This is a genomic window from Marivita sp. (assembly GCF_020055675.1).
Classification (GTDB): domain Bacteria; phylum Pseudomonadota; class Alphaproteobacteria; order Rhodobacterales; family Rhodobacteraceae; genus Marivita.
Genome location: NZ_JAIPUS010000019.1, coordinates 50,637 through 62,055 on the forward strand (window position 1 = coordinate 50,637; position 11,419 = coordinate 62,055).

Here is an 11,419-nt window from a genome sequence, read left to right on the forward strand (position 1 = left end):
TTATCCTTTCTTCTTGTTCATGACGTCGAAGATCACGGCGGCCAGCAGCACCAGACCCTTGATCACCTGCTGGTAATCGATGCCGATCCCCAGAATGGACATGCCGTTGTTCATGACCCCCATGATAAACGCCCCGATCACGGCCCCGACGACTGTGCCGACACCGCCCGCCATAGACGCGCCGCCGATAAAGACCGCCGCGATCACGTCAAGCTCGAACGCAGCGCCCGCCTTGGGCGTCGCCGTGTTCAGACGCGCGGCAAAGACCAGACCGGCCAAAGCCGCGAGCATCCCCATGTTGGCAAAAGTCAGAAAGGTCAATCGCTTGGAGTTGATCCCCGACAGCATTGCCGCCTTTTCGTTTCCGCCGATGGCATAAAGCCTGCGGCCCGTCGTCGTCCGGTTGGTGACAAAGGAATAGACCGCGATCAGCAACGCCATGACGATAAAGACATTGGGCAGACCACGGAACCCGGCCATCAGGAAGCCCAGATAGGTGATGCCGCCAAAGATCAGAAGGGTCTTGAAAATGAAAAACGCGAAGGGCTCTTCCGGGGTGCCGGTGCGGGCCTGTGCCGCGCGGTTGCGGATCGCCATCCAGGACAGCCCCGCCGCCACGGCAAAGGCGATCAGGAACGAGAACAGGTTGAACCCGGCCATGTTCAGGAAATCTGGCACGAACCCCGAAGAGATCAGCTGGAACTGCGGCGGGAACGGGCCCACCGACTGACCGGCCAGCAGCCACAGTGTCAGACCCTTGAAGACCAGCATTCCCGCGAGCGTCACGATGAACGACGGAATGCGGAAATAGGCAATCCAGAAGCCCTGCGCCGCCCCGATCAGCGCGCCAGCCACAAGGCACAGCGCACCGGCCAGCAGATAGGGCATGCCCCAGTTGACGATCATCACGGCGGCCAGCGCCCCGATGAAGCCAAGCACCGATCCCACGCTCAGGTCGATATGCCCCGCCACGATGACCAACAGCATCCCGATCGCCATGATGACGATGTAGGAGTTCTGCAGCACGAGGTTCGTCAGGTTGATCGGCTTGAGAAGAATGCCCCCCGTCGCGATCTGAAAGAACGCCATGATCGCGATCAGCGCGAACAGGATGCCATATTCGCGCAGGTGGTTTTTCAGAAAGCGCCAGCTTGCGCCGGCCTGTTGCCCTGCCTTGGCCCCGGCCGAAGTCTCCGTGATCTCGCTCATATGATGCTTTCCCCCGCTTTGATGATGCGTGCCATGATCTTTTCCTGTGTCGCCTCGCTGGTGGGCATCTCGCCCACGAAGCGGCCTTCATTCATGACGTAAAGCCTGTCGGTGATGCCCAGAAGTTCAGGCATCTCCGACGAGATGACGATGACCGCCTTGCCTTGCGCAGCAAGCTCGCGGATCACCGTGTAGATTTCGAATTTCGCGCCGACGTCGATGCCCCGGCAGGGCTCGTCGAGGATCAGGATATCGGGATCCGCGAACAGCCACTTGGACAGGACGACCTTTTGCTGGTTGCCGCCCGACAGGTTGATCGTCTCCTGTTCGATGCTGCTCGACTTGATGTTGAGCCGGTCGCGGTAGGTATCCGCGACCTCGGCCTCGCGCTTGGTGTTGACGACAACGCCGTTGGCCACGGCCTTGAGGTTCGCCAAAGGCACGTTGCGCCGGATTGTCTGGTCCAGCACCAGCCCGTAGGTCTTGCGGTCCTCGGTGGCATAGGCCAGCCCCGCGTTGATCGCCGCGCGCACGTTGGACAGGTCGGCCACCTGCCCGTTGATCCTGGCGGTGCCACTGATATTGGCGCCATAGGACCGCCCGAAAAGGCTCATCGCCAGTTCCGTGCGCCCTGCCCCCATCAGCCCGGCGATGCCCAGCACCTCGCCCTTGTTGACGTGAAACGACACGTCCTTGACGACGGTCCGGTCGCTGTCGATGGGGTGATGCACGGTCCAGTTGGCGACCTCCATCGCCCGCACGCCGGTGCCGTGATCAACGCGCGGCGGATAGCGGTCGTCCAGCGACCGGCCAACCATGTCGCGGATGATATCGTCTTCGCTGATGCCATCCCTGCAATCCAGCCGCGACACCGCCGCCCCGTCGCGGATCACGGTGATCGTGTCGGCAACACGGGAAATCTCGTTGAGTTTGTGGCTGATCAGGATCGAGGTGACCCCCTGCTTGCGGAACTCCATCATCAGTTGAAGCAATTGCTCGCTGTCCTGTTCGTTCAGCGAGGATGTCGGCTCGTCGAGGATCAGCAACCGCACGTCCTTGGACAGCGCCTTGGCGATCTCGACCAGTTGTTGCTTGCCCAGACCCAGATCGGCCACGGGCGTCTTTGGGTTTTCCTTCAGCCCGACGCGCGCCAGCAGGTCGGCGGCGCGGCGTTCGGTCTCGCGCCAGTCGATAACACCGCCGCGGCTGCGCTCGTTGCCCAGAAAGATGTTCTCGGCCACCGACAAAAGCGGGATCAGCGCAAGTTCCTGGTGAATGATGATGATGCCGCGGTCTTCGCTGTCGCGGATCGACCCGAACTGCTGCACCGCGCCGTCGTAGACGATGTCGCCGGTGTAGCTGCCGTGCGGATAGACGCCCGAAAGCACCTTCATCAGTGTCGATTTGCCCGCCCCGTTCTCGCCGACCAGCGCGTGTATCTCGCCTTCTTCGACCTTCAGGCTGACATCGTCCAGCGCCTTGACCCCCGGAAATTCCTTGGTGATCCTGCGCATTTCGAGAATGGTCGCCATGATCCGCTCCCCCGTCTTGAGTGGTAAAGCCCCCCGGTGTTGCCACCGGAGGGAGATGTGGCAACGGGTTTCCCCGCCGCCACCGGGAGGATCATTCGATGTCCGACGCGTCGTAATAGCCCGACTCGATCAGCACCGAATTGATGTTGCCTTCGGTGACCGGCACCGGCTCGAGCAGGTAGGACGGCACGACCAGAACACCGTTGTCATAGGTTTCGGTGTCGTTGATCTGCGGCTCGCCGCCCTGCAGCAGCGCATCGACCATGCCCACGGTCACACCGGCCAGTTCGCGGGTGTCCTTGAAGATCGTCGAATACTGGTCGCCGCGCAGGATCGCCTTGACCGAGGGGATTTCCGCATCCTGACCGGAGACGATCGGCATCGGCATGTCGCCCGAGCCGTAGCCCACGCCCCGCAGGGACGAGATGATGCCGATGGACAGACCGTCATAGGGCGACAGCACGCCGTGGACCGTCTCGTCGGTGTAGTTGGCGGACAACAGGTTATCCATGCGGGCCTGAGCGACAGACCCGTCCCAGCGCAGCGTCCCGACGGTATCCATGCCGGACTGGCCCGACACAACGGTGACGCGGCCATCGTCGATCATCGGCTGCAGCACCGACATGGCACCATCGTAGAAGAAGTAGGCGTTGTTGTCGTCGGGCGACCCGCCGAACAGCTCCACGTTCCATGTCTCGGCATCGGGGAACCGCTCTTCCAGACCCTGCACCAGGGTGTTGGCCTGCTGCACGCCGACCTGGAAATTGTCGAAGGTGGCGTAGTAGCTGACGTCGCCCGAATCGCGGATCAAGCGGTCATAGGCCACGACGGGCACGTCCATCGCGGCGGCGTTGGCCAGCACGTTGGTCAGCGTGGTCCCGTCGATCGCCGCGATGACCAGCGCGTCAACGCCCTTGGTCAGCATGTTCTCGATCTGCGCCAACTGGTTGGGAATGTCGTCCTCCGCGTATTGCAGATCGGTGGCATAGCCCGCCTCTTCGAACTGCTGCACCATGTTCTCGCCGTCGGCGATCCAGCGGGCCGAGGATTTGGTGGGCATCGAGATGCCGATGGTGCCGTTGTCCTGGGCGAATGCCGGGGTCATCAGAACGGCCGCGATTGCCGTCGCACCGAGTGCGCGTCGCGTGAAATTCATAATTTCCTCCCTGGGTGGACGGAACCTTGTCATCCCGTCCTTCTTGCGTGCCGGTCCTCCGGCGACGGGTCAGGCTTGCGCCAATCCGTTATATATATCAAATAGCGATTATGGATTTTGATATAGCAATTTGGGTATAGCCAAAGCATGTCCCAGACCCCACACCGCACGCAGGACGATCTTGTCCGGCGCGGGCTCAAGTTCTCGCAGCTGCGCCTGCTGGCCGCCCTGCGCGACAGCGGCCAGATCGGCACTGCCGCCGCACAGGTCGGCATGACGCAGCCCGCCGCGTCGCGGCTTCTGGCACAGCTCGACACGATGGCGGGCACACCGCTCTACACCCGCCACCCGCGCGGGGTGACACTGACCGAGGCGGGCCACATCCTTGCCGATCAGGCCACGGCCACGCTCAAGGGTCTGGAGAGCGCCTACCGCAAGGTCGGCCAGATCGGCAGCGGTGTGCGTGGCCACGTTCGCGTGGGTTCTGTCACCGGCCCGTCGCTGGAACTGCTGCTGCCCGCCATGCGCGAGGCGCGGCTGGCCTATCCGGACATCTCGGTCACCGTGCGGGTCGAAACCTCGGACCGGTTGGCCGATGCGCTGCTGGCCGACGATCTCGACTTCTACATCGGGCGCGTGCCCGATTCCGCCGACGCGCGTCCCTTCGCCCTGCACAAGATCGGCGCCGAGCCGATCTCGCTGATCGTCCGCCTGCATCACCCGCTGTCGCGGGTCCCGGCGCCGACGCTGCAGGATTGCCTTGGCTTCGACTGGGTCATGCAACCCCCGGGCGGCCTGCTGCGCCGCACGGCAGAGACCTACCTGCTTGAACGTGGTCTGCCCCTGCCCCGCCGCGTGATCGGGACCACCTCGATTCTCTTCACCCTCGCGCTGCTGCATGACACCAACGCCATCGCCCCCCTCGCCCGCGCGGTGGGCGACTTCTTTATCCAGCGCGCGGCGCTTGGCAGCCGGCTCGATATCCTGCCCGTGGCGCAGGACATGGCCGTGGCGGATTTCGGCCTTGTAAGCCGTGCTGGCGACCCCTTCAGCCCGGCTGTTGCCACCCTGCGTGACCTGATCACGGCGCAGGCGGCCTCGAGCCGACCTGCCGCCCCGTCGTGACACCGCGGTGTTGCGCAACCAATGCCGCCGGCAACCGTCCGATCAACTGCGCCCGCCCATGTCCCGACAGCAAGGTTTGTCTGTCAAATCAAACCGTCAAGGACCGGGATTGGATGTCCTTCACCCCAAGTCGTTATTTTCATGGTTTAAACGACTTCCGAAAAGACGGCGCGAATTTTCAAACGCGCCCCTGCGGTTCCGGCCATGCTGAGTATCGCTTACCGGGCTTCTGACGGCCGTTCCCTCTGCAAGAATGCGGTTCGAGCGTCATGCGCTTTTTGACTTTCACCCCTGAACGCATCCCACAATCAAAGTAAGGCGGGCGCCCGCGAAAGCCGGTCTCTCAAGCGACTTGACAGATAGTGCAGGTCGCGGATACCTAGCCCTCCACACTTCGAGGCGGCCTCGTCAAGGAAAGTCATGGACGTTCAGAAAACGCGCGCGGCGCAGCCGGGGCAAATCACGCATCATGGTCGGAAAATAAAATACGTCCGCCTGCTCAAGGGGTACACCCTGAAGCAGCTTGCAGAGCTTGTGGGCTGTTCTGAAAGCATGGTTTCGAAGGTCGAGAACAGCAGATTGTCGCCGTCGCTGGCAATGCTGAACCGAATTGCCGTCGCTTTGGACGTGGGCGTGCCCGATCTTCTTTTGCAAGAGGGCGATGACCTGACCGATGGCAAGGTGACGGTATTCCCGGCGAACCGCTTCGAAATCAGCGGGACGGATAAGGACGAGGCGCGCGCCGGAGTGTGGTTCGACCGGATCCTGCCGTTCGGGCGCGAAGGTCTGCTCCAGGTACAGATGCTGCACCTGGAACCGGGCGCGGAGCAACCGCGGTTCCTGCATCACGAAGGTGAAGAGCTGATCTTTGTTCTGGACGGCGTTCTGGACGTCATCGTCGAGGATCAGACCTATCGTGTAGGACGTGGCGACATGATCTATTTCTCTTCCATGCTGGACCACCGATACGGCAATACCGGCGACAGCATGGCCCGGGCCTTCTGGGTCAATACACCCCCGACGATGTAGGCGCCGATCCGGTCGCGGCATTCAACGCGGACCATACGGCAAAGGGTGTCGCCGGCATCGGCACGGTCTCCACACCGACCGCCCCCAAGGCATCCGCCACCGCGTTCACGACCGCCGCCAGGGCACCGACGGTCCCTGCCTCGCCTGCCCCCTTGGCGCCCAGCGCGTTGGCCGTTGTGGCCGATGGCCGTGAAACCACGTGCAGGGGCGGCAGATCCGACGCGCGCGGCATTGCGTAATCCATCAGGCTCCCGCTCAGAAGTTGACCGCTTTGGGTATCATGCACCAGCGCTTCGAGCAGGGCCTGGCCAATCCCCTGCACGACGCCGCCGTGAACCTGACCTGTTGCCAGCATCGGGTTTACCAGGGTGCCCAGATCCTCCACCGCCCAGTAGCCGACAAGGTCAATGGCGCCCGTCTCGGGATCGATCTCGATTTCGGCGACGTGGCATCCATTGGGGAATGTCGGCGCCCGGGCCGCCAGCATCCGCTCTTCCGAAATGGTCAACGCCCGGCGCCGGACAAGCGACGCGACGTCGATGCGCCGGTCCGTGCCGGCCACCGCAAACGCCCCGCCTGCAAACACCACGTCGGCGGCGGCAACCTCGAGTTCGTCGGCCGCCTCCAGAATCAGGCGGTCGCGCAACGCCTCGGCACAGGCGGCAATGGCGGTTCCGGCGGCGGCCATGCTGCGGGAACCGAATGTCCCTGTGCCCTGTGCAACCTCGTCGGTATCTCCCAGCAGGACGCGCACGCCGCGCGGATCGAGCCCAAGTTCATCCGCCAGGATCTGGGCGAACGCGGTGCGGTGCCCCTGACCTGCGTCGCCGGTTCCCAGGCGCAGCCCGACGTGATCCGGTGACAGGTCGATACAGGCATATTCCGGCGCGGGCGCCGTGGCCGGCCCGCCCGCAATCTCTATGGCGCAGGCAAGGCCGATGCCGTGCAACCTGCCCCGTGCGCGCGCCCTTGCCGACCGCTCTGCGACCCCCGACCAGTTGGAGATATCGAGCGCGCAGTCCAGCGTCCCCACAAAATCGCCGCTATCATAGGTGAACCCCAACGGGTTGGTCCATGGCAGGGCGCTTGACGGGATCAGGTTCCGCCGACGCAGATCGACACGGTCGTACCCGAGCCGCGCGGCCGCGATGTCGATCATGCGTTCGATGACAAACGTTGCCTCCGGCCGGCCGGCACCGCGATAGGCGGCCATGGTCTGGGTGTTGAGATGCAGACCTTCGACGCGGGCATGGATCGCGGGCAGCCGATACGGCCCGGCAAGCGACGGCAGGTTGCCCGTGGCCGAATGCAGGGCCGAGGGCCCGACATAGGCGCCCATCGCCGCGGCGACATCGACCTTCAGCGCAAGCAGCATCCCCTCCCCGTCCAACGCGAGCGTGGCGTCGACGATCTGTTCCCGTGCGTGCGGGCTGGCCAGCATGGCCTCTGCCCGCGTTTCGACCCAACCGACCGCACGTCCCGTCGCACGGGCCGCGGCAAGCAGGCATAGATGTTCGGGTGCTGGCGCATTGCGCATCCCGAACGATCCACCGCAACTGTCTGCCACAAGACGCAGCCGCTGGGCGGGGATGCCCATGGCGCTGGCCAGCCCGTCGCGCAGACGATGCGGGGCCTGCGTTCCCGCGTGCAGGATATAACGGCCTTCGCCGCTGTCCCATCGCGCCAGTGCCGAGCGCGGCTCCATCGTCATGGCGTGAACCCGGCTGATGGCAAGCCGCTGGCGTATCACATGCGGTGCATCGGCAAGGGTCCGTGCGACCCTCTCTGCGTTCCCGGTTTCGTGCAGAAAGACGCGGTTGCCCGGCGCATCCGTCCAGACGCCCGGCGCGTTGCGGGCGCCTTCCAGATCGGCGGCGACGCGGGTCGCTCGCACCTCCAGAGTGACCATTTCGGCCGCCGCTTCGGCGATGTCACGTGTTTCGGCCACGACAGCCGCCACCGCCTCGCCGACATGGCGCACATGGCCCGATGCGAGTGTCGGAACCGGCGGCAGATGCGGCGGGTCTGCGGTGGCGGGTGCGCGGGATGCGCCAAGATCGTTGATCCCCGCCGCGATCAGATCGGCGGCGGTGAGGACTGTCAGGACGCCGGGCACCGCCCGCGCCTGCGACGTGTCGATCCTTTCGATCCGGCCCGCTGCGACATCCGAGCGGACGAAGACCAGCACAGCAGCCCCTGTCATGCGGTCGCCGGCGAAGACCGCGCCACCCGTGAGCAGCGCGATATCTTCATCCCGCGGAAGCGATTGCCCGATCATGACATCACTCGGCCGCCTGCCGCGTACTGGCAAGATCGCCAAGATGACTGGTCACCTCGTCAATATGCATGACGTCGGCATATTTGTGATGCAGGTCAAAGAGGTTCATCTTGTGGACCAGTTCATGCCGGTCATAGGTGCACTCTTCCACAAGGGACACGTGCAGCCCGTTCGAATAGGCATCGACGCAGCTTGCCCGGACACAGCCAGAGGTGCTTTCGCCGCAGACGATCACGCTTTGCACGCCAAGCATGTTGAGATGCGAAACCAGAGGGGTGCCTGCAAAGATGCTCGCCCGCTGTTTCTTGATAACGACATCGCCGGGTTCGGGCGCGAAATCCGGCCAGATCTCGAAATCTTCCGCCGTTTTCGGCGTGCTGTTCCGTCGTGTCGCGCCGACGCCCCGCGGCGCGTTCATGGCGCGGAAATCGGACGTGCAGTAAAAGATCGGGATGCCGGCGCCGCGGGCGGCGGCAATCAGCTCCTTGGTCGGTTCGATCGCCGCATGGGCATATTTCCCGCAGCTTGACGGGTAGGTATCCTGAAGCTCCAACGGGGGTTTGGCACCCCCCTTGTAGGCCATGTTGTACAGGTCGATCAGCAGCAGCGCGGGGTTCGGACCAACGAAGGTGTCCCGGCGGTAGGCGGAATAGATTTCCAGCAGATCGTCGGGGGCGACGTCCTTCCAGGCGTGATCCTCGAAATGGTCGGTCATGGTAATTTCTCCTGTGTCAGAAAATTGCAGGGCCGATCTGAAGCCCCTCGGAAACTGCAAGTGCGGCCTGGGCAAACAGACCGGCCAGCACCGGCAGGACGGCGCAGGCGCTCATGCGCAGGGCGACGAAGGCCCAGCCCATGATTGGCGCCTCGTAGGCGAGGACGCGGTGCATGGCGAAGATCGACCAGCCGGCAAGCAGCGCGACGATCTGCGGCGTGCCGGCACCGCCCTCGTAGACGATCAGCGCAATCGGAAAGGAGGTCATCGGGCCGCCGGGCATGAATCCACCAAGGCCCGCGGCCAGAACGATCCCGATCAGCCCCGATTGCGGTCCGATGACCGATGCGATGTGTTCGATGGGCAGAGCCTGGGCCAGAAAGGAGGCAGCCAGCATCGCCAGCGGCAGACGAAGCGCGAGCGCACGGCCTTGCGAAACCGCAAAGCCTCCGCTGCGGCGCAGGCCGGCTTTGCCCTGCCGACGGTGCACCCAGACGGCAAGCGCGCCCGTAACCAGCCAGATCCCCGTCACGATCCAGATCATTCGCCGGGCACCTCCCGCAGTTTCAACGGCGTCACCTGGACCAGCCATCGCGCGATCAGCCCCGCGATCAGTGGCAGCGGCAAACAGACGACAAAGCGCAGGACGGTGAAATCGGCCCCCATGAAGGGCAATTCCCAAACGATGAGACGGTTCAGCCCGATCAGCGCCCAAGCCGCGACATAGGCGATCAGCGCCCCGGCATCGGCCCCGGCGATCCACAAGGCATAGACCAGCGGAAAGGAGGTGAACGGGCCGCCAGGTGTCACCATCCCCGCCGCCGTCGCCAGCGACAGCCCGACAAGACCGGACTGCGTGCCCAGCAAGCGCGAGACCTTTTCGCGATCCACGAGTTCCTGCACCAGCCCGCCGATCAGAAGACCGGCGGCGAGTTGCGGCAGGACAAGGATCAGCAGACCGCCCGCGTGTCCCAACGCCGCCCGGACGGCGCCGACCCCGCCGAGCCAGAAACACAACAGGCCCGACGCCGCGGCGATTGCACCGAAAACGCAATCGGACTTTGACACCTTCATGCTTGCTCGATCCCTTTCCACAGGCGGCCGGGCCAGCTTTGCGCCGAAGTCTCGCCTCCACTCATTCGGCGGCTTCCAGCGCCATGCCGTCGCCCGAGGGCAGATCGAACATGCCCTCACCAAGACCGCTCAAATAGGCCGTGACCTCGCCGCTTTTCATGACATTGGCGTATTTCGCATGCATATCGCAAAGATTGATCGCGTGGCTGGCTTGTGCACGGTCAAAGCAACCGTCCTCCACGACGGTCACCCGGAAATTCAGCGAAAAAGCGTCCAGCACGGTGGCCCGCACGCAGCCTGATGTGGTCGTGCCCGTAACGATCACACTGTCGCAACCCAGGAGTTGCAGGTAGGAGGCCAGCGGCGTGCCGGCAAAGCCGGAGGGCTTCTGCTTTTGAACCACCAGGTCCTGCGGACCAGGCGCAATCGCGTCCACGATATCGTTGCCCTCGACCCCATTGCGGGTCATGCCGCCGATGCCCTTTTCTTCCTTGCGGCGGCTGTTCTTCCACGACCAGGATCCGGAATCCCAGTTGTCGGCACGTCTGTGCCCGGTGGTGTAGATCACCGGCACGCCCTTGCCATGGCAGGCGCCGATAAGGGTCTGCAACACGGGTATCGCTTCCCAGGCATCTTCTCCGCAGGAGGTGCGCCAGGTCTTGATGCTGTCGAGGATCGGCTTCGGTTCGGTGTCGCAGAAGGCATAATTCACGTCGATCACCAGCAGCGCGGGACGCGCGCCCCATTCCGCCAACGCGCCGAATCCCGAGGCGGCGAACACCTGCTTGTCGCGGTCGGTCAGGTAGGCGTCCCAGATACGTGGTTCAGTCATGACAGTCACTCCTTGAGTTCAGGTTGATTGACGCCGTCCGGGGACGACGAGGATGAAAAGCCCGGCAAGCGCGCCGGCATCGCCTGCGGGAATCTCCGCCACCAGTAAACCGGTGGCGAAAATCATCCACGTCACCGGCGGCCGGGGTCCGTTTCGGTCCGGCCGAGCTCACGATGAAGCCCCTGGGCGGGTGGCCGGCGGCTGTTTCGTCGGTCCGGGCGGAGCCTTGCCCGATCCGGTGCCCCATGTGCCCGTCCGCACGAGGTCACGGCTGTGGAACGTAAAGCCGGCAACCGTGGCCAGCAGCAGCGCGCCGCCTGACAGAAAGGCCGTGCCCAGACCGAACGCCTGCCCGAGACCCCCAAACATCAGCGGCCCCAGGATCTGCGAGAAACGGTTGACCAGCAGCCGCAGCCCCATCAGCTTGCCGCGCTCGGCTTCGCCTATGGCATCGACCATGATCATGATC

At 64.1% G+C, this 11,419-nt stretch carries 11 protein-coding genes; 2 read left to right on the forward strand and 9 right to left on the reverse strand.

Translation table 11 applies throughout. The features are described 5' to 3' along the window. The 3 genes from mmsB to chvE form a co-directional block, all read right to left on the reverse strand. Positions 1–1,209 (reverse strand): multiple monosaccharide ABC transporter permease, encoded by a 1,209-nt coding sequence (mmsB, locus tag LCF59_RS12575; RefSeq protein WP_292287958.1) that lies wholly within the window; start codon positions 1,207–1,209, stop codon positions 1–3. After that, positions 1,206–2,741, reverse strand: a complete 1,536-nt coding sequence (gene mmsA / locus LCF59_RS12580; RefSeq protein WP_292287959.1) for a multiple monosaccharide ABC transporter ATP-binding protein — start codon at positions 2,739–2,741, stop codon at positions 1,206–1,208. Before mmsA ends, mmsB begins: the two co-directional genes overlap by 4 nt. 91 nt (positions 2,742–2,832) lie before the next feature. Beyond that, on the reverse strand, positions 2,833–3,897 hold the full coding sequence (chvE, locus tag LCF59_RS12585) for a multiple monosaccharide ABC transporter substrate-binding protein (protein WP_292287960.1): 1,065 nt from the start codon (positions 3,895–3,897) through the stop codon (positions 2,833–2,835). A 147-nt stretch (positions 3,898–4,044) separates the two neighbouring features. Between chvE and LCF59_RS12590 the strand changes: the two genes are divergently transcribed. Together LCF59_RS12590 and LCF59_RS12595 are read left to right on the forward strand one after the other, a co-directional pair. Further along, entirely contained in the window at positions 4,045–5,022 is a 978-nt protein-coding gene (locus LCF59_RS12590; protein WP_292287961.1) for a LysR family transcriptional regulator, read from the forward strand. Positions 5,023–5,442: 420 nt separating this feature from the next. Continuing rightward, entirely contained in the window at positions 5,443–6,051 is a 609-nt protein-coding gene (locus LCF59_RS12595; protein ID WP_292287962.1) for a helix-turn-helix domain-containing protein, read from the forward strand. On the opposite strand, the gene LCF59_RS12600 is transcribed toward LCF59_RS12595, so the two are convergent. The 6 genes from LCF59_RS12600 to LCF59_RS12625 all read right to left on the reverse strand — a co-directional run. Continuing rightward, positions 6,029–8,329 carry a xanthine dehydrogenase family protein molybdopterin-binding subunit gene (locus tag LCF59_RS12600; protein WP_292287963.1) on the reverse strand — a complete coding sequence of 767 codons (2,301 nt, stop codon included), beginning with the start codon at positions 8,327–8,329 and terminating at the stop codon, positions 6,029–6,031. The genes LCF59_RS12595 and LCF59_RS12600 overlap by 23 nt on opposite strands. 4 nt (positions 8,330–8,333) lie before the next feature. Next, on the reverse strand, positions 8,334–9,044 hold the full coding sequence (locus tag LCF59_RS12605; protein ID WP_292287964.1) for an isochorismatase family protein: 711 nt from the start codon (positions 9,042–9,044) through the stop codon (positions 8,334–8,336). A gap of 16 nt (positions 9,045–9,060) precedes the next feature. Beyond that, positions 9,061–9,588, reverse strand: a complete 528-nt coding sequence (locus LCF59_RS12610) for a hypothetical protein (RefSeq protein WP_292287965.1) — start codon at positions 9,586–9,588, stop codon at positions 9,061–9,063. Continuing rightward, positions 9,585–10,118: a permease gene (locus LCF59_RS12615; protein WP_292287966.1), complete on the reverse strand. Its 534-nt coding sequence runs from the start codon at positions 10,116–10,118 to the stop codon at positions 9,585–9,587. Before LCF59_RS12615 ends, LCF59_RS12610 begins: the two co-directional genes overlap by 4 nt. Before the next feature lie 61 nt (positions 10,119–10,179). After that, positions 10,180–10,950, reverse strand: coding sequence for an isochorismatase family protein (locus LCF59_RS12620; protein ID WP_292287967.1), 771 nt, complete (start codon positions 10,948–10,950; stop codon positions 10,180–10,182). Between the two features lie 168 nt (positions 10,951–11,118). Beyond that, a partial coding sequence (locus LCF59_RS12625) for a hypothetical protein (protein ID WP_292287968.1) occupies positions 11,119–11,419 on the reverse strand: 301 nt, incomplete at its 5' end.

Excerpts from the sequence above, each read along its gene's own strand:
- LCF59_RS12595 (WP_292287962.1), top strand. The coding sequence starts at position 5,443 with ATGGACGTTCAGAAAACGCGCGCGGCGCAGCCGGGGCAAATCACGCAT.
- LCF59_RS12600 (WP_292287963.1), bottom strand. The coding sequence starts at position 8,329 with ATGATCGGGCAATCGCTTCCGCGGGATGAAGATATCGCGCTGCTCACG.
- LCF59_RS12605 (WP_292287964.1), bottom strand. The coding sequence starts at position 9,044 with ATGACCGACCATTTCGAGGATCACGCCTGGAAGGACGTCGCCCCCGAC.
- mmsA (WP_292287959.1), bottom strand. The coding sequence starts at position 2,741 with ATGGCGACCATTCTCGAAATGCGCAGGATCACCAAGGAATTTCCGGGG.
- LCF59_RS12610 (WP_292287965.1), bottom strand. The coding sequence starts at position 9,588 with ATGATCTGGATCGTGACGGGGATCTGGCTGGTTACGGGCGCGCTTGCC.
- chvE (WP_292287960.1), bottom strand. The coding sequence starts at position 3,897 with ATGAATTTCACGCGACGCGCACTCGGTGCGACGGCAATCGCGGCCGTT.
- LCF59_RS12590 (WP_292287961.1), top strand. The coding sequence starts at position 4,045 with ATGTCCCAGACCCCACACCGCACGCAGGACGATCTTGTCCGGCGCGGG.
- LCF59_RS12620 (WP_292287967.1), bottom strand. The coding sequence starts at position 10,950 with ATGACTGAACCACGTATCTGGGACGCCTACCTGACCGACCGCGACAAG.
- mmsB (WP_292287958.1), bottom strand. The coding sequence starts at position 1,209 with ATGAGCGAGATCACGGAGACTTCGGCCGGGGCCAAGGCAGGGCAACAG.
- LCF59_RS12615 (WP_292287966.1), bottom strand. The coding sequence starts at position 10,118 with ATGAAGGTGTCAAAGTCCGATTGCGTTTTCGGTGCAATCGCCGCGGCG.